Raw genomic sequence first — 21,115 nt, 5'->3', positions numbered from 1 at the left:
AAACTTTTAGGAGGGGATAGTATGTATGAATTGAAGGATCGCGATTTCATTTTTGCTTTTACCGGCCCGGACGGCGTTGGTCGCAAAACGGTAGCGCATTCGATTGGATCGACATTGGAAATAAAGAGAGTCATATCATACACAACGAGAAAGCCTCGTCCTAGCGAATTGAACGAGCAAGATTATCATTTCGTGACATTGGAGCAATTTAAGGAAGCGGAAGCGAACGGAGAATTCCTGGAGAGCGTTGAAATTAACGGGAATTGGTACGGGATTAATAAGCGCGATATCGAAGAAGCGTTCAAGCAGAACGGATCGTTTTATCTGGTAGTTAATCCGCACGGGGCGGAGATTCTGAAGCAAATGTACGGAGAACATGTCGTGCGGCTGTTCATCTTTGCGGACCGCGATACGGTCGTGCAAAGGCAGCGCCGGCAAGGCTTGTCGGAACAAGAAGTGGCGGATCATCTGACGCATTACGACGCCGATATGGCTTATAAAGAACAATGCGAGCATGCTTTCCCGAACTACGAATTGGCGCATACCGTCTTTCGGGGAACGAACATATTGGAAACGTATTTGAATCGGGATTTAATCGAAGAAGATTGATAGGAACGGCCTTAACTTGAACGATCGAGTTAAGGCCGTTGTTATTTATCTCTCATTCCCCGAACCTAAATAAAGCGTACCGCTCCGCATTTTTCAGGCTTGCCCATATGTCCGGGCTTTCCGCTCCCACATGCCAGTAGGCGAATCCCGCGATTCCGTATTCCGATGCCATCGCGGATTTGGCGGACAAGGAGCGGCCGTCCTCCAGCCATAAGCGGTGTTCGACGCTGCCGACCTTATATCCGGCGACATATTGCCCGAGCGTAGAGTTCCATACGGACTTGGCCCGCGTTGCCCGCATCAATTCATTTTGCCCCTCGAGCGTCATATCCGTCGCCTTCACTCCTTCTGGTTGCAAGGCCCAATCGCGCGTATAGAAAGGGAGCGCCAGTATCGTTTTCCCGGCGGAGACGTTCCCCAGCAATGTCTCGATTCCTTGGCGGAGCCAAGGGAGAGAAGAGACCGATCCCGCGGAGGGCGCGCCGTTCCAATGCTCGTCGTACCCCATTAATACGATGTAATCGGCCGCTTCGCCCAATGCTTGATAATCGAACGCCGCGGTCCAATCCGATCCTAAATCGGGCGAAACGTTAACCGACAACGTCGCTTGCAGCGCATGCAGCGCTTCGGCAAGCTCCCGGATGAAAGCGGTCATTCCGGTGCGGTCCGCCGGAGCAACATTTTCAAAATCGACGTTGATGCCGTCCAGCCCGTAACTTTGTACCCGGTCCGCGATCGTGCGGACTAATGCGGCTCTCCGTTCATCGTCCGACAGCATGTCATGCGTCAGTTCCGCGTCGGAACGGTTGCCGAGCATCGCCCATATTTCCATGCCGCTCTGCTTGGCCCAAGCGTATAAAGTTTGATCCGTTTCCTCGCGAAACCATTCGTTCCGGTCCAGGAAAAACCAGCGGGGCGATATGACGTCGAGATTGGATTGTTCCACTCTTCGGATAAATTGTTCCGCCGGCTCATTATACTGCCAGCCGATCTGCAGCATGGAACCGGCTTCCCGATCGAATTGGGTTTTGAGCCGGGGATGGCGCAGGATGCGGGACAATACGGCAGCCGTTTCCTCTCGGGTGATCGGATCATGCGGGCGGAATCCGCTCTCGTCGCCCGACATCAGATCGAACTGCCGAATTGATGCGACAAGCGGCTTCGCCCAACTGGAAATATTGTCCGCATCCGCAAAAGGCAGGTTATCGTTTGCCGGCTGACCGCCATCCTGTTTCAGCGCCCGCGCGACGAGGGCTGCGGCTTCTTGACGGGTAATCGGCTTCATGGGACTTGCCGTATTCTCTCCCGTTCCGTTTGCGATGTTCAAATGCAAGGCGGCGTATATCCATCCGTAATACCATGCGTTTGCCGGCACATCGGAGAAGGCGGGGACGGCCGCGTTCACAGGCTCCATGCCGAACATTCGCATCAATAATGCGATAAATTCGGCACGGGCGATCGGTTTCTTCGGTTCGAACGTATGATTGCCCGTACCGGTAACGATGCCCCGTTCATACAAATCTATGATTTCATCTTTGGCAAAACTATTGGAAATATCGCCGAAAGGCGGATCCGATTGCGCCGCCGCCAATTCGGGAAATAGACCGGCTGTTCCGGAGCATATAACGAATAACATGGCAAATATATGTAAAATTTTCAAAATATTCGACTCTCCACTCAAAATATGAAATTAATACTATACTACCAAAAAGGGAGAATCTTCGTGATGTTAAAATAATGGAAAGCAAGCGCTTCTACAGGCTCGCCGCAACTTGAAAATCGTGCTGCATGTTTAGAGGGATTGCATCTTTGATGTCGAAATGTTTAGACTAACAGTTTTTTATGCGGAGGGGAATGCTATGAAAGCGAATGAGAATGAAATATTTGTATATGTCGGCTCCTATGCCGACAAGTCGTCGCCTGGAATCTATTTGTTTTCGTTTCGGGCCGAGACGGGAGTTTTAACTCTTATTGAAAGCTATTCGAATATAGCGAATCCCTCGTTCTTAACGTTGGATCCGAAACGCAATCGTCTGTATTCGGTCAGCGAAACCGCCGAAGGCTCCGTCGTCAGTTATACGATCGATCCCGAGTCCGGCAAGCTCGCTTATTTGAACGAACAGCCGACGCTCGGCGCCGATCCTTGCTATGTCATGACCGATTCGCAAGGCAAGCGGTTATACGTGACGAACTATTCGAGCGGGAACATCTGCCATTATCCCCTCAGCGACGAAGGGATCGGCGCCATGACGGAGAAGATCGATCATATCGGCATCAGCGTACGGCCCGATCGACAGGAGGCTGCGCATCCGCATTCCATCGTCGCAGATAGGTCCGAGTCGTATCTATTCGCGCCGGATTTGGGCATGGACCGAATCGTCGTGTACCGTACGAATTCGGCGGGCGGCGCGCTTGTCCGCCATGACGCCGTCCCGCTGAAATCGGGCGCCGGGCCGCGCCATTTCGCCTTCCATCCTTCCGGACGATTCGGTTATGTAATCAATGAGCTGGACAGTACGGTTACAGCCTTCGCTTACGACGGGGGACATGGTTCGCTCGCGGAGATTCAGACGATTTCCACTCTTCCCGCCGATTTCGCCGGGGAAAGCTGGTGCGCGGATATCCATATTTCTGCGGACGGGCGGTTTTTATACGGATCCAATCGGGGGCATGACAGTATTGCGGTCTATTCGATCGACGCTAAAACGGGAGAATTGTCGCCGGTTCAATTCGCTCCGACGGGCGGTTCGTTTCCCCGCAATTTCGCCCTTATGCCGAACGGAAAGTTTCTGATCGCGGCGAACCAAAACACAGACAGTCTTGTTACGTACGAAATTGACGGCGAAACGGGACGGCTGCGGCAAGTCGGCGAGGAAGTTTGCGTCGGCAAGCCGGTGTGCGTCCAAGCTTGGAGATGAGCGGGAACAACAAAAGATCGGAGGCGCTAACGCTGCCTCCGATCTTTTGAGTGGTAATATAAATCTATCGCGCCCTGCCGGTGCTCTCTTCGGCGAATTCGATCAGCTGCCGCGTGCGCTGGGTAATCGTACCTTCCGATATATCATATTTCTCGGATAAATACGAGCGTGTCACGAATTCGAAACCGTATGCCTGACCGACAAAATATTCGAGCGCTGCCGGGAAAACTCCCGCTTTTTTAATATTCGGCTTCGTTTTGTGCGCATACATATGCCAGAAGCATACCGTCGCGCCGATGATGTCCCATTCGTACGTTCCCGCCGTATTGTCGACGAAGAGGCGGGCAATCAGTTGATATAGCGGACTCTCCCAGTTCAATTCATCTTCGATAAGTTCTTTCACGCTTTCGGGTTGAAAGCTCGGCAATTGCGGCTCCGCATGGCCGTCGCTATTCTCTTTCTGCGAGGCGCGGCTCCCGGAAGTAATAGGTATGACATTGCTGGCTTTATCTTTTTCTAAACAGCAACGCTTGTATTTTTGACCGCTGCCGCAAGGGCACGGATCGTTTCTTCCTACTTTACGGATAAAGCATTCCTCCTTATGATATACCCCACTATTCAAAAATTATATAATATGTGGGGCAATTGCTCAAATCCAAATCATTGCTTTTCGGAGGAATGGCGGCCGTTTTGCTAGAAACGCAGTTACTTTGCTTGGGCGAAATCGACGAATTGACGGACGATTTTATCCAGTAAGGCGAGCGTAGGCTCATCGGTAAACCGGCCGGATTCGTCGAATTTTTGCTGAACGTTGTTGATCAGAAACTCGCTGGCGCCCGTCGGCATTAGACGAGCGCCTACGCCGGAACTCGCCAAAATTTCGCGCAAATGAAGCTGCGCGCGGATCGTGCCCAGCATTCCCTGCGTCGCGCCGATGACCATTGTCGGCTTGCCGATCATGACTTTCTCAACGCGGGACGACCAGTCGAGCGCATTTTTCAGAACGCTGGGAATCGACCAGTTATATTCAGGCGTTGCAATCAAAACGGCCTCGGCCTCGGCGATTTGGCGTTTAAAGGCGAGAACCGTTTCGCCGGGGGCGTTCTCGTCATGCCGGAACAACTCAAAATCGATTGGAGGAATGAACATGAGACCGATTCGATTCGGATTGATCGGCGCGGGCTGGCGCGCACAGTTTTACAGCCGGATTGCTTCGTCGCTGCCTGAACGGTTTCAGCTTGCGGGCGTAGTCGTCCGCGACGAACTGAAACGGCGCGGGATCGAACGATCGTGGAACGTGAAAGGGTATGAAACGGCGGAGGAACTGATCGAAGCGGCCAATCCGGATTTCATCGTATCCGCCGTCTCCAAATCGGCGGCAGCCGACATGCTCGTCCGGTTGGCCGGGCTGGGCGTGCCGTTGCTTGCGGAAACGCCTCCCGCCGCCGATACGGCGGGCATTTGTGCCCTGCGGGAGAAGATCGGCCCGCAGGCGCGAATCCAAGTTGCCGAGCAGTACCCGTTTCAACCGCTCCATGCGGCGCGCCTGGAAGCGATCCGCTTGGGACTGCTGGGCGAGATTACGCAAGCGCAAGTTTCCGCGGCGCACGGATACCATGGCATCGGCCTAATCCGCGCTTATGTAGGTATTCCTGCCGGCAACAGGATGGAAGTGTCGATAACCGCTTCCCGTTTCATATCGCCGATCGTCGAAGGGCCGCACCGGGATCGAATGCCGACGGAAGCGGGATTGACCGATTCGGTGCAGGATATGGCTTGGCTGCAATTCGGCGGGGGGAAGCTGGGCGTGTTCGATTTTGCGCGGGATCAATATTTTTCCCGGATACGGGGAGAGCGGATTTTGATCCGCGGGGAGAAAGGGGAGATCGTTAACAACGGCCTGCGGTATTTGGCGGATTACGATACCCCGATCGAAACGGAATGCAAGCGAATGTCGGCAGGAGCGGGCGGCAATTTGGAAGGCCATTATTTGAAAGGCATTATTGCCGGAGAGCGGTGGCTGTACCGCAATCCGTTCGCGCCCGCGCGGCTGAGCGACGAAGAAATCGCCATCGCCGAATGTTTGGAGAAGATGGGCGATTACGCGCGGAACGGCGTCGGCTTTTACAGTTTGCAGGAAGCTTTGCTGGACGTATATTTGGCTTGCCAAATTGAAGAGGCGATCCGAACGGGCCGCACCTTGCAAGCGGTGTGGGAATGTTGATCGGAGGCAAGCGCACCAATGAATAGAAAAGCGGTTAGACAATGGCGGTAACTCCCGAGGGAGCTGTCATGCTTTCTATTTTTCGGCCTAAATGAATAGGTGGAGAATTGCTCCGATAAGGGGATGTGAAAAAGGAAAAAATATTTACCTATCCTGGGAATAGTGCTATAGTGGAGTAGGAGAAAAGATTACAACTTTTGCAGAGGATTGGTTAACATGAGTCTGAAAAAGAAACTATTGGGTAAGCCTAGAAGGGCAGGTCGAATCGGGCATGAAATTTGTAGCGGCGGATATCGGCGGAACATCAACCAAGATTTGCATCAGCGACGAGAACGGCCGAATCGAGCAGTTTCAAGAGTATGATACCGAAAGCGAAAAAGGCGGCAATTATGTAATCAACAAATTGATTCGGAAGATCGGCGAATTTCGCGATTTCGATGCGATCGCGATCAGCACGGCCGGACAAGTGAACCCCGATGAAGGATATATCGTCTACGCCAATGAGAATATACCCGGATATACCGGAACGAGAATAAAAGATATATTAACGGAAGAATTCCGCAAGCCGGTCAAAGTGGAAAACGACGTAAACGCCGCGGCGTTGGGGGAAGGATACTTCGGCGCGGGCCGATCGTTTCGAGATTTCCTGTGCTTGACCTATGGAACCGGCATTGGCGGCGCCATTGTCATCGACCGTCGAATCTATAGAGGGGCCGAGGGCGTTGCGGGCGAATTCGGCCATATTATTACGCATGCTTCCGCCGGCAACGGGGAGAGAGCGCATTTTTACGAGAAATACGCGTCAACGACCGCTCTCGTGCGAAATGCGATGCTCGCAGATCCGGAATGCGTCAACGGGAAAATCATTTTCGATAAAATTGACAGGGGCGACCTTAAGCTGGAAGGCGTTTTAGAGCGGTGGGTGAATGACGTGGCGGTAGGTTTGGCCTCATTCGTTCATATTTTTAATCCTTCCGCTATCATCGTCGGAGGCGGCGTCATGGAACAGGAACGGCTCGTCGATATGGTCGAGCGAAGAACGAAGGAATTGGTGATGGAAAGCTTTGCAAACGTCAAATTGGTGAAGGCGTCTCTCGGCAATAAAGCCGGCGTCCTAGGAGCCGTTTCACTTTATTTGCAAAAGGCGGTAAACTAATGGACTTAAGGGCGAGCCATTAACAGTTAACAGTTCTTATCCGTCGCTCGTTGGCGAGATGACGGTCATTCGCTTTTGCCGAAAGGTCGGATTTAAAGGGTATCAGGTAACGATTGAGATAACGCTGCGCAACGCTTCAACATTTGCGGGAGGGGACGATATGTTCGGAGAGAAGCAAGAGGCTACGCAAATTAAAATAGGAATCGTAGGAACAAGCGCGATGGTCGCAAAAGTGATGAAGGTTATCGAATGGTTCCCGACGTTTCTTCCTGTCGCGAGAATGGTGGAGAACGAGCAGGCCTCCTCTTTCCTTGCCGAGGAGTTGGCCGATCAAGTGGAGGTTCTTCTTGTCTCCGGCGCGCGGCAGCATCGGCAAGTGAAAGAAAGGGGCGTAGCCGTTCCGGTTCATTACATCCCAGTAACCGATGCCGCACTGTACGGAGCGTTGTTCCGGGCGTACCGCTCGGGCAAATTGGTCGGCGGCATCTCTGTCGATACATTGACGAAAACGATGGTGATGAGGGCTTTGCAAGATCTCGATCTCCAATATGCCGATGTTGCCGTTTACGATGGACCTAATTATTCCCATCCCGACAAACTGGAGGCTTTTCATAAACAGCTTGCGGCCGAGGGCAAGAGCGCCGTCGCTTTTACCGGAGTGGAAGAAGTGGCGGAGGCGCTGACCCGTTCTTCGCTCGCGAACGAATGGATGGTTCCTTCCGAACAGGACATTGTCGTCACGCTGGAACGGGCGCTTCTGTCCACGGCTTCGCGCCGGGACAAAGAATCGCAAATCGTGGTCGGCGTCATTAATGTCGACAATTTCAACTCGCTTGTGATGAAACGCGAGAACGAGCACGAGATCCAGAAACTGAAACTCGATATTCACCGCATGCTGCTCGAATATGTTGAATCGCTGGACGGATACTTGACGTCTCTCGGCGGTGACGAGTTCCTATTTTTTACGACCCGGGGCGTATTCGAACGGGAAACGGGCGGCTATAAGACGATACCTTTAGCTAAAGACGCCAAGAAAACATACGGAATCACCTTAAGCTTGGGGATTGGCTTCGGCATGACGGGCAACGAAGCGGGTACGAACGCGCGCAAGGCGCTCCGTCAAGCGAAGGAAGCGGGAGGCAACGTCTGCTTTATCGTCCGTGAAGACCAGACTCTGATCGGGCCGCTCGAAATGGCGGAACCGATGCAAACCGTTCTGTCGCCGACTCATGCCGAACTGATCAAGCAAGCGGAGGACGCAGGAATGACGAGCTCGTATCTCAGCAAACTTCTTCATCAAATGGCTCGTTACGGAAGAACGGATTATAACGTTCACGAATTGGCATCGGTGCTGCAAATTACGGACAGAAGCGCGCATCGCCTTCTGTTGCTGTGGATGGACAACGGTTTAGTCGATATTGCGGGCATCGAAAAAGTGGCGAAAGGACGGCCGAGACAAATTTTTCGTTTTTCCTTTTTGCTGAATAAATAAACAAGCGACTTAAAAGCTTCTCAACACCGCAAGGGGGAAGCTTTTTTCGTCTCATTAGGTCAGCAGGATATTCTGATTGGCTTTTTTGTTGCCGGTGCTGACTTTCGGTTGTTTATGACGTTTTCCCATCCCTTTGTCGATATCCCCTTCGCTCATGTTGCCGTACATGGCGTTTCAATCTGAATGACGAGACTGTCGATTCGCGGCTTCGGTACGGGGAGCGAGGCATGATCGACAGCTCCGTTGAACTAAGCATTGATTCATCTACATTAAAGACGATTAAAAGACTTGTCTCTTTATAATCGGGGCATTATGATAAAGGTAGCGGATGCACCGGAAAGGAGAGAATTCAAGTGAAGAATGTAGAAGATTTGGAACAAAAAATGGCGGAGCCGTCCCAAGCGCTGATCGACGATTTAAACTCTATCGATGGAGATATTCTTCTGCTTGGAGTCGGAGGGAAAATGGGGCCGAGCATCGCGCGAATGGCAGCCAATGCCGTTCGTTTCGGCGGCCGGGCGAAACGGGTGATCGGCGTATCGCGCTTCTCCGACCGGAATGTAAGACGGCAATTGGAGGCAGCGGGGGTCGAGACGATTTCCTGCGATTTGATGAACGAAGAACAATTGGCAGCGCTCCCGGAAGCGCGGAATGTCATTTTTATGGCAGGCAATAAGTTTGGGACGGTTGGCAGGGAATATTTCACCTGGGCGATGAACACCTATATGCCCGGCAAGGTGGCGGAGAAATTTCACGACTCCCGTATCGTCGTATTTTCTTCCGGCAATTTGTATCCGCTTACCAAGGTCGGGGGTGGCGGAGCGGACGAATCCGTGCCGCCGGAACCGGTCGGAGAATACGGACAATCTTGTCTGGGCCGCGAGCGAATATTCGAATATTTCGCCCGCGAGCACGGCACGCCGATGCTTTTCTTCCGCTTGAATTACGCCGTTGAAATGCGCTACGGCGTCTTGCTGGAAATCGCCAAAGCGGTGCATGAGGAGCGGGCCATCGACCTGACGATGGGCCACGCGAATGTGATCTGGCAAGGGGACGCCGCCGAAATGGCGTTGCGGAGCCTGACGAAATGCGCGAATCCGCCGCAAATCGTCAATATAACGGGGCCGGAAACGATATCGGTGCGTTGGGCCGCTGGCGAATTCGCGAAACGGCTCGGCAAGCAAGCGCGTTTCACCGGAACGGAAGCGGATACCGCCCTGCTCAGCAACGCCTCCAAGTCGTATCATTGGTTCGGATATCCGCGCGTACCGTTGCTGCAAATGATCGACTGGATAGCGGAATGGATTCAAGCGGGAGGAATCACTTGGGATAAGGCTACGTACTTTCAGGAGAGAGAGGGGAGGTTCTAAAATGGCCCTTCGCGGGACGGTTACATTCGAACAGCGGCAAGCGCTGCATGCCGGTCTGGTCATCCCCGCCCATCCGCTCGCACTGGACAAACGCCGCAAGCTTGACGAGCGCCGTCAGCGCGCGCTGACCCGCTATTCTTCGGATTTTATTTGCAGCCTTCCGTCGGTTTCGCCGGCTGTATTCCGGGCATTCACGAGGTGCTGCGAAGACAAGGGCTATTTGAGGGAACATGGTGCTTGAATCCGCAAGAAACGTTGTCGCCGGGACAGTCGGAAGAAGTTAGCCGCATTTATAAGCAGTACCCGGAACTGAACGACGACGAGTTCGTTTCGAAGCATCTTTAGGAATGGCTAATGCCATTGACATAAGGAGAATTGTCTTATGACGAAACGTTTAAAAATCGGTTTAATCGGGACGGATTCGTCCCATGCGATCGCATTCGCCCGGCTATTGAACGTTCCGTCCGATCCCTTCCATGTGGCCGGAGGCGAAGTCATGCTGTCTTGTCCCGGAGGTTCGCCCGATTTTGCGCTAAGCGCGAGCCGCGTGGAGGAATATATGGAGCTTCTACGTACACAATACGGAGTCGCGCGTGCGGACACGCCGGAAGAAGTGGCGCAGTACTGCGATGCGGTGCTGTTGACGGCCGCGGACGGCCGCGCCCATCGGGAACTGTTCGCGCGCATCGCTCCTTACGGCAAGCCTGTCTTCATCGACAAGCCGTTGGCGTTGTCGTATCGGGAAGCTAGCGAAATCAGGCGCATCTCCGAGGAACGGAACGTTCCGGTTATGAGTTGTTCCGCGTTGCGGTATGCGGAATACCTTGTTCGCGAACTCGAACAAAGGGAGCGTGCGGATATCGCCGGCGCGGATGTGTACGGGCCGATGCCGATCGAGCCGACGCAATCGTATTATTTCTGGTACGGAATTCATACGGCGGAAATGTTGTTCGCACTGATGGGGCCGGGCTGCGTCCAATGCTCCGTCGTGTCCGCCCGGGAGCACGAGTTTATTACCGGCCTGTGGCGGGACGGGCGTATAGGAACGATCAGGGGCAGCCGGTGCGGCATCGGCCGTTTCGGTGCGCTGGCGCATCGCGCCGACGCGTCTGTCTCAATCGACATTGGGGCGGGCCGCAAGCCGTTTTACGCCAGTATGCTGGAACGGGTCATGTCGATGTTCCGCACGGGCGAGCCGCAGCTTGGCTGGAATGAAATGTTGGAGACCGTGCGCTTTCTGGAAGCGGCGGAGGCAAGCAGGCTGCGCGGAACAGCCGTATCGCTGGCGGAAGTTGATTGATTTACTGGAAAATAACCGGGGGAGGAAAGGAAAATGAGCCAAGTGAAAGCGGCGGTCATCGGAGCCGGAAGCATCTCCGACGTTCATCTGAACTCGTACAAAAATAATAAGGACGCGGAACTGGCGGCGATTTGCGATATGAACGAAGAACGGGCCAAGCGGAAGGCGGAAGCGTACGGGATCGGCAAAGTATACGTCGACTACCACCAATTTCTGGAAGATCCGGAAATAGATGCGGTCAGCGTCTGTACATGGAATAACAGCCATGCGGAGATCAGCATTGCCGCTTTGCGGGCGGGAAAACATGTATTGTGCGAAAAGCCGCTTTGCAAAACGGTGGAAGAAGCGCTGGCGGTGGAAGCGGCGGTGCGCGAAAGCGGGAAAACGCTGCAGGTCGGCTATGTGAGACGGCTGGGTATGAATGCGCAGGTATTGAAGAAATTTATCGATGCGGGTGATTTGGGGGAAATCTATTATGCCAAAGCTTCTTGTTTGAGAAGGCTGGGAAATCCGGGCGGCTGGTTCGCGGATCGGGAACGTTCCGGGGGCGGCCCTTTGATCGATCTGGGCGTGCACGTCATCGACCTCGCCTGGTACATGATGGGCAAGCCGAAAGTGAGCTCGGTGACCGGCAATTCGTACCGCCGGCTAGGGAATCGGAGCAATATTCGTAATTTATCCTATTATAAAGCCGCCGACGAAGGCGATCGCAACACGGTCGAAGACTTGGCCAACGCGCTCATCCGCTTCGAGAACGGAGCTTCGCTGTTCGTGGACGTCAGCTTCGCCTTGCATGCGAAGGAAGATCGGATTTCCGTCGAGCTCTACGGGGATCGGGGCGGAGCGGAATTGGAACCTAGACTGGCGATCGCGACCGAAATGCATGATACGATCGTGAATCTGGCCCCGCAAATCGATGCGCCCACATTCGACTTCGCCGACGGGTTTCAACGTGAAATCGACCATTTCATCGAATGCTGCCAAGGCCGCGGCAAGACGCTCAGTCCGGTGGAAGACGGCGTCGAAATGATGAAAATATTGGGCGCCATTTACGAATCGAGCGCCAAAGGCGAGGAAATTCGATTCTAGGAGAACGGGCATAAGTTCGAATATCGGAGGAGGAACCGGCATGAGGAAAGTTAGGGCAATATTGCTCGGGGCGGGTGCCAGAGGAGCTTTGGCTTACGCTCCGTACGCCCGGAAATACCCGCATGAGCTGGAAATCGCCGCTGTCGCCGAACCATGGCGTGAGCGACGCGAAGCGTTTGCGGCCGAACATTCGATTCCGGCCGAATATGTATTCGCCGATTGGGAGGAGGTGTTTCGCAAGCCGAAATTCGCCGACGCGGTCATCATATGCACGCAGGATCGCATGCATTTCGCGCCGACGATGAGAGCGTTGGAGCTTGGGTACGACGTCTTGTTGGAAAAGCCGATGTCGCCCGATCCGGCGGAATGTTTACGGATGGAGCGGGCGGCTGCGCACTATGGCAGAAAACTGACGATTTGCCATGTGCTCCGCTATACGCCGTTCTGGTCGGAACTCCACGCGACGATCGCGAGCGGGGCGATCGGCGACGTCGTGAGCTTGCAGCTAAGCGAGAACGTAGGCTACTTTCATATCGCGCACAGCTTTGTTCGCGGAAAATGGCGCAGTTCGGAACAATCCAGTCCGATGATTCTGGCCAAATCATGCCACGACACCGATTTGATAGCCTGGCTTGTCGGCGAGGAGTGCGTACGCGTCTCTTCGTACGGCTCATTGTTCCATTTCCGTGAAGGGAACGCGCCGGAAGGTGCTCCTCTGCGATGTACGGACGGCTGCCCTCATGAGGCGAAATGCGCTTTCTCCGCATCCCGTTTTTACTTGGGAGAAGGGAAGGACTGGGCGCTGCATTTCACGGACGCGACCGATAACGGCAGCATTCTGCAGGCGTTGCGGGAAGGCCCTTACGGGCGCTGCGTCTACCGCTGCGACAACGATGTCGTCGATCACCAGGTCGTCGCGATGGAATTCGCAAACGGGGCGACGGCAGTTTTCTCGATGTCGGGCTTTACTCATGACTGCTCCCGCCATGTCCATATCATGGGAACGAAGGGAGAAATTCGCGGCTGCATGGAAGAACGGAAATTTACAATTTACGACTTTGCGACACAGCGGCAGAACGAGGTTCGGGTACATGCGACGGAGGAGGGCCACGGAGGAGGAGACGAGGCGCTAATTCGCAGTTTCATCCGCGAATTGGCGGGAGATCCGGACGTATCGTCGCTTACTGCGGCCCAAATTTCCGTACAGAGCCATCTGATCGCGTTCGCCGCCGAACGGTCACGCCTTCAAAACGGGGAAGCGGTCGCGCTAAGCGGGATGAGAGAAGAGTTCAAGGCGTTATTGCAGGCGGATCTTCGACAAGGAACCTAACCGGGAGGGATACGGGATGAAAATCAGTTTAAGCATTTGGAGCGTGCACGATTATATCGACAGGAAGGTGATGGACAATGTCTCGTTTATCGATTTTGCCGGCACGACGAAAGTGCAGGGCGTCGAATTGCTCAGCGCCTACTGGAGAGATCCGGACAAGGAAGTGCCGTTAGTTCAAGAAGCGCTCAAACGGAACGGGCTGGAATTGGCCTGTTTCGGCGCTTGCAACAATTTGGCCGTTGCCGACCCGCGGAAACATCGGGAGCAAGTAAGGGATATCCTCGATTCAATCGATATGGCGCAACGGCTTGGCGCTAATGTCGTGCGAGTTTTCTCCGGAGACCAGGAGCGGGGTTCGACGTTCGATGCGGCGATGCGGCGTATTATCGACGGATTAAGAGAAGCCGCCGCATATGCAGAGGCGAAGGGGATTGTGCTTTGTCTGGAGAATCACGGTTTGTTCGCGGGCAAGGCAGGACAAGTGCTTGAGATTATACGCGAAGTCGATTCGCCGGCTCTGCGCAGTACCTTCGACACGGGTAATTTTCTGCTTGTAGACGAAGACCCGAACGAAGCCTTGTCGGAACTGATCGATTATATTTCGCACGTTCATTTCAAAGATTTCTTGCCGGTAGACGATGAACAAGGGGGTGTCTACGTTTCTGTATCCGGGCGCCGTTTCGTCGGCAAAGTTTCCGGCGAAGGAATTGTCGATTTGGAACATATTTTGCAGGTATTAAAAGACAAAAGTTATGACGGTTGGCTGACGGTGGAATATGAGGGAAGCGAGGAGCAGAAGGAAGGCGCGATTCGTTCGATTGAGCGAATGCAAGCTATTCTCGGAAGTTTGTAACAATCAGTCTCTCGTTTATTTAAAGACGATATAAAGTCCTTGTCTTTAATTTTACTGCCTTTTAAGATAAAAATGTAAGCTTTACAGTTGTAAAACAACGAAATGAAAGCGGTTTATCTTGCCGTGCAAAAACGATTACGATTGGGGAGGGTTCACTATGAGCATGACAAAATGGGGCAGACGCTTCTCGGCAACGATGCTGGTTATTCTGATGCTTGTCGTCGCTGCCTGCAGCGGAGGAGAGAAAGGAGCGCGAACGGAAGCGGGAACGCAAACGCCGACGACGGATGCCGGTTCGAAGTCCGGGGATGCCGACAAGAAGCCCGAAGAGAAATCGTACACGCTTGAATGGCTTACCTACCAATATGGGCCTGTCGACGAAAATGCGGTCAACAAAAAAATGCTCGAAGACCGCTTTCACGTCAAGTTCAACATTTGGTACCTCGACGTCACGAAGCGGGAAGAATTGCTCGGCACTAGACTCGCAAACAAGGAATTTCCGGATTTTATGACCGTTTACAGCGCGGCCGATTTGCGCAAATTTTACGAGGACGGCGTAACGGTCGGTTATACGCAGGAAGAATTGGAAACGTATATGCCGAATTATAAGAAACTGGTCGATTCCTACGATCCTAATATTTGGAAATATGTAAAATATCAAGGGGAATATATCGGGATTCCGAGCATTAACGCCGAAGGGGTTCGCAGCGACGCGGTCGCATGGCGCAAAGACTGGCTGGATAACGTCGGCATATCGAAAGTGCCGGAAACGTTGGAGGAATGGGAAGAAGCGATGTATAAGTTCCGCAATAACGATCCCGACGGCAACAAAAAGAAGGATACGTACGGCATGTCCGTATCGAGCTTCAAAAATATTTACGGGGCGTTCGGCCTGTATCCGGAATTTTGGTTCGAACGCGACGGCAAGCTGGTATGGGGCGGCGTGCTGCCGGAAACGAAGCAGGCGCTTGGAGTTCTCGCCAAATGGAAAAAGGACGATCTGATCAATCCGGAATGGGTATTGAAAACAGGCGAAAACCAAGGCGATTACTGGGCGTTGTCGCACGACTTCATCAACGGGAAGATCGGGGTATCGAGCCACGGGATGAACTACCATTGGACGCCCGGGGACGAGAAAACCGGTTCTGCAGGCGGCAACAACTGGATTGCCGTGAAGGAAGCGAACCCGAAAGCCGAAATCGCTTACGGAGCGCCGCCGAAAGGCCCGCAAGGCAAATTCGGCAACATCACTCCCGGCGTGGTTGGACTAACCTACATGTCATTTGGGAAAAACACCGGGGACGATCCGGACAAGAAACATCGCATCATGCAAATCTGGGATGCGATTTATGGAGATTTCGAACTATGGAAGCAGATGAAGTACGGTACGTTCGGCGAGCATTCGGAATTAGCGCCGGATGGGGTGTCCATCGCCTGGAAGGAAGAGTATCAAGGCAACAACGAGAAACAAGCTGCGATTGGCGCGAATATTACGTTCGCTCCGTTCGATCAGCCCAAATTCCGCGAGCAAGTGACGAACCCAACTGCGCTTAGCATTGCCGATCAACTGTATAAGCATGAAGGCGCAGGATATGAGAACGCGTTGAAGACGTCGCTTCCGTCCGATTCGAAATATTACGAGAGCCTGTTGCAATTGCAAAAGGAGACGTTCGCAGCCATTATTAACGGCGAGAAGCCGCTCGACGAATTCGACAATTTCGTCAAGGAATGGTATCAGCGCGGCGGCGAGACGCTAACGAAGGAAGCGAACGAGTGGATGGAAAGCTTGAAGTAAGCGCATTTTGTTGGGCGGTCGGTTCCCCAGGCATTGACCGCCCTTTCCGATGGAGGGATGGACATGAATACGGCGCTTGAGGATACGGCCCCTTCTCTTCCGGTGAAGCAACCAGGGAGATTCAAGCGATGGCTGAAATCATATTACAGGCATCGGTATTTGCTGCTAATGCTGCTGCCTTGTCTATTATTTTTCATTGTCTTTAAATATTTGCCGATGTACGGGATTACCCTTGCCTTTAAAGATTATAAAGTAGTCAAAGGCATTTTCGGCAGCCCTTGGGTCGGAATGGAGAACTTTCAATTTCTGTTCGAAGGCCGGGAGTTTCCGCGCGCGTTGAAGAATACGCTCATTCTAAGTTTTTACAAACTGATTTTCGGCTTTCCGGCGCCGATTATTCTTGCGCTTCTATTAAATGAATTGCGCAAAGTTTTTTTTAAACGGTTTGTACAGACATTAAGTTATTTGCCCCATTTTCTGTCCTGGGTTATACTGGCCGGTATTTTCATGGAGTTGTTCTCACCGACGAGAGGGACGATCAACTATATTATTTCTTTGTTTGGCGGGGATCCGATTTTTTTCTTTGGAGATAAACATTGGTTTCGAACATTGCTCGTTTCCACCGAAATATGGAAAAGCATCGGTTGGGGTTCGATCGTATACCTGGCCGCGTTATCGAATGTAGATACGACATTGTATGAAGCGGCGGTCGTTGACGGCGCTAACCGTTGGAAACAGATGAGGTATATTACGCTGCCGGCGATTATGCCGGTCGTGACCATTATGTTTATTTTCGCCGTAGGCGGCATCATTAACGACGATTTCGATCAGGTTTTTAACTTTTATAATGAAAACGTATACGAGGTTGGGGATGTGCTAAGCACCTACACATACCGTATCGGAATTACGCAAATGAAATACGGATTGTCGACCGCTTCAGGATTGTTCGTCAACTTGATCGCTCTCATTTTAATAATCGTCACCAACTCTATCACTCGGCGTTTCAATGATTACGGAATCTGGTAAGGATAGGAGAAGAGGCCATGTCATTGACTATAGGTAAAAAATCGCTCGGCAGCAAGTTGTTCGATCTGTGCAACGTTGTCTTGTTAACTATATTTGCGGTCACTTGCGTATATCCGTTCCTTAATGTAATCTCGGTTTCTTTCAGCACACCGTCGGCTTCCAATACGTTCGGTTTGCGTTTATGGCCTGAACAATTTACGCTGGAAGGCTACAAGATGGTGCTTTCCAACAAGTATATATGGACTGGTTACTACAATACGCTTTTCCGCACTTTGGTTGGGACGCTGCTAAACGTCATTTTCTCCGTGCTATGTGCGTATCCGCTTTCCAAAAAATATTTGCCGAACCGTAACGTGTGGACCCTGCTCATTATATTTACAATGTTCTTTAGCGGCGGTCTTATCCCCAATTATTTGCTTATCAGCGAGCTTGGCTTGATGGACAGCCGCTGGTCGCTAATTTTACCGGGGCTGATCGCTCCCTTTACGATGATTATCGTGCGTAATTATTTCATGTCACTGCCTGCCGAAGTCGAAGAATCGGCCAAAATCGACGGAGCCGGCGACCTGCGTATCTTGTTCCGGATCGTGCTGCCGATGTCGCTCCCGATCATCGCCACCATCTCGCTCTGGTACGCGGTCGCGCATTGGAACGCCTGGTTCGACTCTTTGCTCTACATTCGCGATCCCGACAAAACGGTGCTAGGCACCGTGTTGCGGAAAATCGTCATCGAAGGCTCGCAGCAATTCGAGCAGTACGAGCAAGCGTTCAATAAGGACGCTGCCAATGTCAATCCGAGCATTATTAAAGCGGCCACGATCATGGTCGCCACGATTCCGATTATTCGCGTCTACCCGTTTATACAGAAATATTTTGTGAAAGGAATTATGATCGGCTCGTTGAAAGGGTGAGGTTCGTAAGATGAAAACGATCAAGCCGAAGTACGGAATCTGCTTTACTTCCCGGGACGTAAGCAACGCCTGGCGCAATATCGGACAATTTCATTGGGCGCAAAAGGCGTACGAGCGCATGAAGCGCCAATGTGACGAGTTCCTCGAGTACTCCGACGAACAAATCTACGATTGCGTCTTGGGGATGCAAGGTCAGACGTTCGCTTACGGCATCTCAGGCTGTCCGGTATGCGGCCGGCCGTTTCCGATGGAGCCGGAGCAGCAGCGTCCGCTGTTTTCGAAAATCGAAGATTTGCCGGTCAAACAATTAAAATGCCCGTCATGCAGCACCGTATTTCCAAACGAACAATGTCCGGACGAAGGATTGGGGATTGAAAGGGATCGGAAAGGATACTACTTGATCGGAATGTGGAATTTCTATATGGGCGGCGAATTGCTGGGCGGAGTGAGGAACCATGAAGGCATGGCAACCAAACTAACGTACATGTACATGCTGACCGGGAACGAAGCTTACGCGCATAAGGCGATTGTCATTCTCGACGCATTCTCTGCCATCAATCCGGGAACGAAGGGCCCACGCGATTTCACGCCGTTCGGCAGCGATTTCGAGATCGGCCGGCTTCATCTGTTAACCAGCATCGTTCACCGCGTGAAGGTGTGCCTCGCTTCGGATTACGATTGGCTGCATGATCTGCCGGAAATGGATGAGCCGTCGCCCGCCTTGGCGTCGCTCGGCCGAAGCGGAACGATTCGCGCCAATATTGTGGCGATGCTGGAAGACTACCAGCTGTCCGAAGCGGGCGGTCCGGAATACGATTTGCGGGACGGGAATTTGACAAACTTGCAAAACCACGAGTCGGACGGGGTAAGGGCTATGCTTGCGGTCGGACTCGTGCTGGACAAGCGGAATTATTGCGAGTGGGGCGTTCGCGCTGTTGAAGCGTACTTCTATAACGCGATCGGCCGCGACGGCATGTATTACGAAGGTTCATACGGCTACTCGCTGTTTACCGGCACAGTATTTCTCGACATTGCCATGCTGGCGCTGCGCGCATCGAACGGCGAACAGCTTGCGGAGTTCCATCCGTTCGCTTGCGGCCGGTTCTTCCGTTTTGCGGTGCAAAACCCGCTGGAGATGATGTGCCAAGGCCATTTGCCCAGCTTCGGGGATTGGGGAAGGGACGGGGCGGCCAGCCGCGAGGCGAATCCGAAGCTTATCGCGGAGACGTACCGCGCAGCCCTGTATTTCTACCAGTTCACGCCGGATGAGACGATGAAGGCGGAAGCGAAGCGGGTGCTCGTCCAATTGGCCCCGCTGCTCGAGTCGCAATTGGGGGATCGCGGCGTCGATCTGTTCTTCGCTCATCCGGACGAACCCGCGCCGGAACCGTTCGCATTGCCGCAAGATAACACGATCATGGGGCAGGCGGGAATAGCCGTCTTGCGCGACGCGAACGGCACGACGGCGCTCATGCGGGTCGGTCCGAACCGTACGCATGCGCATGACGACATCCTGGCCTATCAATACTATGCGTTCGGCAAGGAGATCAGCGCCGACATCGGTTACGGCATCTACGGCACCAACGGCCACTACGGCTGGGCTTCCAAAGCGGTTGCGCACAATACGGTTGTCGTCAATTGCGACCGAACGATGGAGCGAAATCGGATTTACAAGCCGTTCGCCGGCGGGGAGTTCTCTTTCGTATACGAATCGGATCGGGTCGCGGCAATGGAGGGGAGAACTCCGGAGCTGCACGGCATCGAGGCGTATCAGCGTATGCTGGCGATCTTGCCGGCAGGCGGGGCGTCCTATACGGTCGACTTCTTCTACGTTGAAGGGGCGGAAACGGCGGATTACGCCTTCCATGCGTTTCATGAGCGGAGCGAATTGGAATTGAAGGAGGCGCTTCCCGTTGCAGCCGGGCATTGGACGCTGGCGGGGGTCGACGAGGCGGAGAAACCGGACTACGACGCGCCCGGCCTCAGCTTCGGCGAGCGCCTGACGACAGGGGAAACCTTCGCTTCCTTGCTGGAAGGGGAGGAAGAGCGTGAGTGGACGGCGGAACCGAACAACGGATACGGTTATATTCATCGCGTCGAGGAGTTTCGCGCACCGCACGGAGCGGCGCATGCCGTCTGGACATCGTCCACCGGCTTCGAACATCATTGGCTCGGCTTGTGCGACAGGGAAGACCGTCTGTTTACCGGGCTTGGGCCCAGTCTGGAAGGAGAGACGCAGCACCCCTTCCTGATCCAGCGGAGCGTCCGGCCGGTCAAACAGTTCGCGGCCGTATCCTTTACACGCGAGGCTAACGGGGAAGCGCCGATCTTTCGCATGCGGCCGCTGCTTTACGGCGATCCGGATGTGACGGCCCTGTGCGTCGAATTCGGCGACGGAAAGACCGATTTATGGGCTTACCGTCCGCAAGACGGCCGGATCAAGCTTGATACCCAATATGGAGAATGGAGGGTGTACGGACGATGCGCCTGGGTGCGCCTTGACCGCGGCGGCGCGGTGCTGGACGCCGCTTGCATTCACGGAGAAGAGATGACATTCCGCGGACAACGGTATGCCGGACGGGACCGGACGTGGCATACGATCGAACGGCTGGACGTTGCGGCAGGAACGTTGACCGTTTCCGCACATCTGCCCCCCGAGGAACCGAAATATGTGAGGATCAAAGCGCCGCATCGGTCAGGAAGCGTCTTTTATCCTGTCAGGAGCGTCAGGGAGATGCAGGGGCGCGTGACGATCTCGTTGAAGGATTCGGTCGTCTTGTCGAAAGGAATCGTGAAAAACCTGGACGGCTGCATTTTGGAATCTTATTATCCGCTGCCGCTCGGAATCGACGCATCGACCGACAAGATCGCATCTCCTTTCAGCGGCAAGAAGATTAAGGGAGAGTTCGGCGGCGAGGCCGTTATTCGCAAAATGCTCGATTTGAAGAAAATGGAGATCGAGTTGCTTAGGCCGTTTCGATCCGGGGAAAAATTCGACATCCTCGATATCGAAGCCGGATATGCTCTGCAGTGGGGATAAAA

The 21,115-nt window shown here is 53.4% G+C and carries 18 protein-coding genes and 2 pseudogenes; 16 read left to right on the top strand and 4 right to left on the bottom strand.

The features are described 5' to 3' along the window. The first annotated feature begins 21 nt into the window (after nt 1–21). On the top strand, nt 22–609 hold the full coding sequence (locus LQ229_RS08405; RefSeq protein ID WP_230191418.1) for a guanylate kinase: 588 nt from the start codon (nt 22–24) through the stop codon (nt 607–609). A gap of 52 nt (nt 610–661) precedes the next feature. Here LQ229_RS08405 and LQ229_RS08400 read toward each other — a convergent pair whose 3' ends face one another. Further along, complete coding sequence (locus LQ229_RS08400) at nt 662–2,245, bottom strand: S-layer homology domain-containing protein (protein WP_230191417.1); 1,584 nt, start codon at nt 2,243–2,245, stop codon at nt 662–664. A gap of 223 nt (nt 2,246–2,468) precedes the next feature. On the opposite strand from LQ229_RS08400, the gene LQ229_RS08395 reads away from it, so the two are divergent. Further along, nucleotides 2,469–3,527 (top strand): lactonase family protein, encoded by a 1,059-nt coding sequence (locus LQ229_RS08395; protein ID WP_230191416.1) that lies wholly within the window; start codon nt 2,469–2,471, stop codon nt 3,525–3,527. 64 nt (nt 3,528–3,591) lie between these two features. Here the strand turns inward: LQ229_RS08395 and LQ229_RS08390 are convergent, their stop codons facing one another. The 3 genes and pseudogenes from LQ229_RS08390 to LQ229_RS08380 all read right to left on the bottom strand — a co-directional run bounded on the left by LQ229_RS08390 (nt 3,592) and on the right by LQ229_RS08380 (nt 4,676). Next, nucleotides 3,592–3,930 carry a hypothetical protein gene (locus LQ229_RS08390; protein ID WP_230191493.1) on the bottom strand — a complete coding sequence of 113 codons (339 nt, stop codon included), beginning with the start codon at nt 3,928–3,930 and terminating at the stop codon, nt 3,592–3,594. Nucleotides 3,931–4,044: 114 nt separating this feature from the next. After that, nucleotides 4,045–4,149, bottom strand: a pseudogene (locus LQ229_RS08385) (SEC-C metal-binding domain-containing protein); the annotation flags it as partial. An 83-nt stretch (nt 4,150–4,232) separates the two neighbouring features. Beyond that, nucleotides 4,233–4,676 carry an NADPH-dependent FMN reductase gene (locus tag LQ229_RS08380; protein ID WP_230191415.1) on the bottom strand — a complete coding sequence of 148 codons (444 nt, stop codon included), beginning with the start codon at nt 4,674–4,676 and terminating at the stop codon, nt 4,233–4,235. On the opposite strand from LQ229_RS08380, the gene LQ229_RS08375 reads away from it, so the two are divergent. From LQ229_RS08375 to LQ229_RS08310, 14 genes and pseudogenes are all read left to right on the top strand, one after another. Beyond that, nucleotides 4,675–5,751 carry a Gfo/Idh/MocA family oxidoreductase gene (locus tag LQ229_RS08375; protein ID WP_230191414.1) on the top strand — a complete coding sequence of 359 codons (1,077 nt, stop codon included), beginning with the start codon at nt 4,675–4,677 and terminating at the stop codon, nt 5,749–5,751. The two genes, LQ229_RS08380 and LQ229_RS08375, sit on opposite strands and share 2 nt — an antisense overlap. Before the next feature lie 271 nt (nt 5,752–6,022). After that, nucleotides 6,023–6,907, top strand: a complete 885-nt coding sequence (locus LQ229_RS08370) for an ROK family protein (protein WP_230191413.1) — start codon at nt 6,023–6,025, stop codon at nt 6,905–6,907. A gap of 58 nt (nt 6,908–6,965) precedes the next feature. Continuing rightward, nucleotides 6,966–8,399, top strand: a complete 1,434-nt coding sequence (locus LQ229_RS08365) for a hypothetical protein (RefSeq protein ID WP_356710089.1) — start codon at nt 6,966–6,968, stop codon at nt 8,397–8,399. A 353-nt stretch (nt 8,400–8,752) separates the two neighbouring features. Continuing rightward, nucleotides 8,753–9,769, top strand: a complete 1,017-nt coding sequence (locus LQ229_RS08360) for an NAD-dependent epimerase/dehydratase family protein (protein ID WP_230191412.1) — start codon at nt 8,753–8,755, stop codon at nt 9,767–9,769. Nucleotide 9,770: 1 nt separating this feature from the next. Further along, entirely contained in the window at nt 9,771–10,010 is a 240-nt protein-coding gene (locus tag LQ229_RS08355) for a hypothetical protein (protein WP_230191492.1), read from the top strand. Then, a pseudogene (locus LQ229_RS08350) lies at nt 9,926–10,114 on the top strand (dihydrodipicolinate synthase family protein); the annotation flags it as partial. The gene LQ229_RS08355 and the pseudogene LQ229_RS08350, both read left to right, overlap by 85 nt. 37 nt (nt 10,115–10,151) lie before the next feature. Further along, the gene (locus LQ229_RS08345) at nt 10,152–11,069 is read left to right on the top strand and encodes a Gfo/Idh/MocA family oxidoreductase (RefSeq protein ID WP_230191411.1); all 918 of its coding nucleotides are present in this window, start codon (nt 10,152–10,154) and stop codon (nt 11,067–11,069) included. A 33-nt stretch (nt 11,070–11,102) separates the two neighbouring features. Next, on the top strand, nt 11,103–12,158 hold the full coding sequence (locus LQ229_RS08340) for a Gfo/Idh/MocA family oxidoreductase (RefSeq protein ID WP_230191410.1): 1,056 nt from the start codon (nt 11,103–11,105) through the stop codon (nt 12,156–12,158). A gap of 40 nt (nt 12,159–12,198) precedes the next feature. Then, entirely contained in the window at nt 12,199–13,488 is a 1,290-nt protein-coding gene (locus LQ229_RS08335) for a Gfo/Idh/MocA family oxidoreductase (RefSeq protein ID WP_230191409.1), read from the top strand. Nucleotides 13,489–13,504: 16 nt separating this feature from the next. Continuing rightward, nucleotides 13,505–14,341 (top strand): sugar phosphate isomerase/epimerase family protein, encoded by an 837-nt coding sequence (locus LQ229_RS08330; protein WP_230191408.1) that lies wholly within the window; start codon nt 13,505–13,507, stop codon nt 14,339–14,341. 157 nt (nt 14,342–14,498) lie between these two features. Beyond that, a complete protein-coding gene (locus tag LQ229_RS08325; protein WP_230191407.1) occupies nt 14,499–16,136 on the top strand; it encodes an ABC transporter substrate-binding protein in 1,638 nt (545 codons plus the stop codon). A 63-nt stretch (nt 16,137–16,199) separates the two neighbouring features. Further along, nucleotides 16,200–17,162, top strand: a complete 963-nt coding sequence (locus tag LQ229_RS08320) for an ABC transporter permease subunit (RefSeq protein WP_356710082.1) — start codon at nt 16,200–16,202, stop codon at nt 17,160–17,162. Nucleotides 17,163–17,179: 17 nt separating this feature from the next. After that, on the top strand, nt 17,180–18,073 hold the full coding sequence (locus tag LQ229_RS08315; RefSeq protein ID WP_230191405.1) for a carbohydrate ABC transporter permease: 894 nt from the start codon (nt 17,180–17,182) through the stop codon (nt 18,071–18,073). A 10-nt stretch (nt 18,074–18,083) separates the two neighbouring features. Beyond that, complete coding sequence (locus tag LQ229_RS08310; protein ID WP_230191404.1) at nt 18,084–21,113, top strand: heparinase II/III family protein; 3,030 nt, start codon at nt 18,084–18,086, stop codon at nt 21,111–21,113. The last annotated feature ends 2 nt before the right edge of the window (nt 21,114–21,115 follow it).

The organism is Paenibacillus sp. CECT 9249 (genome assembly GCF_918697855.1).
Classification (GTDB): Bacteria; Bacillota; Bacilli; order Paenibacillales; family Paenibacillaceae; genus MSJ-34.
Note: the sequence above shows the minus strand (reverse complement) of the source record. Positions and strands in the feature narration are given on the sequence as shown.

Excerpts from the sequence above, each read along its gene's own strand:
- LQ229_RS08405 (WP_230191418.1), top strand. The coding sequence starts at position 22 with ATGTATGAATTGAAGGATCGCGATTTCATTTTTGCTTTTACCGGCCCG.
- LQ229_RS08400 (WP_230191417.1), bottom strand. The coding sequence starts at position 2,245 with ATGTTATTCGTTATATGCTCCGGAACAGCCGGTCTATTTCCCGAATTG.
- LQ229_RS08395 (WP_230191416.1), top strand. The coding sequence starts at position 2,469 with ATGAAAGCGAATGAGAATGAAATATTTGTATATGTCGGCTCCTATGCC.
- LQ229_RS08375 (WP_230191414.1), top strand. The coding sequence starts at position 4,675 with ATGAGACCGATTCGATTCGGATTGATCGGCGCGGGCTGGCGCGCACAG.
- LQ229_RS08380 (WP_230191415.1), bottom strand. The coding sequence starts at position 4,676 with ATGTTCATTCCTCCAATCGATTTTGAGTTGTTCCGGCATGACGAGAAC.
- LQ229_RS08370 (WP_230191413.1), top strand. The coding sequence starts at position 6,023 with ATGAAATTTGTAGCGGCGGATATCGGCGGAACATCAACCAAGATTTGC.
- LQ229_RS08365 (WP_356710089.1), top strand. The coding sequence starts at position 6,966 with ATGACGGTCATTCGCTTTTGCCGAAAGGTCGGATTTAAAGGGTATCAG.
- LQ229_RS08355 (WP_230191492.1), top strand. The coding sequence starts at position 9,771 with ATGGCCCTTCGCGGGACGGTTACATTCGAACAGCGGCAAGCGCTGCAT.
- LQ229_RS08345 (WP_230191411.1), top strand. The coding sequence starts at position 10,152 with ATGACGAAACGTTTAAAAATCGGTTTAATCGGGACGGATTCGTCCCAT.
- LQ229_RS08340 (WP_230191410.1), top strand. The coding sequence starts at position 11,103 with ATGAGCCAAGTGAAAGCGGCGGTCATCGGAGCCGGAAGCATCTCCGAC.
- LQ229_RS08335 (WP_230191409.1), top strand. The coding sequence starts at position 12,199 with ATGAGGAAAGTTAGGGCAATATTGCTCGGGGCGGGTGCCAGAGGAGCT.
- LQ229_RS08330 (WP_230191408.1), top strand. The coding sequence starts at position 13,505 with ATGAAAATCAGTTTAAGCATTTGGAGCGTGCACGATTATATCGACAGG.
- LQ229_RS08325 (WP_230191407.1), top strand. The coding sequence starts at position 14,499 with ATGAGCATGACAAAATGGGGCAGACGCTTCTCGGCAACGATGCTGGTT.
- LQ229_RS08320 (WP_356710082.1), top strand. The coding sequence starts at position 16,200 with ATGAATACGGCGCTTGAGGATACGGCCCCTTCTCTTCCGGTGAAGCAA.
- LQ229_RS08315 (WP_230191405.1), top strand. The coding sequence starts at position 17,180 with ATGTCATTGACTATAGGTAAAAAATCGCTCGGCAGCAAGTTGTTCGAT.
- LQ229_RS08310 (WP_230191404.1), top strand. The coding sequence starts at position 18,084 with ATGAAAACGATCAAGCCGAAGTACGGAATCTGCTTTACTTCCCGGGAC.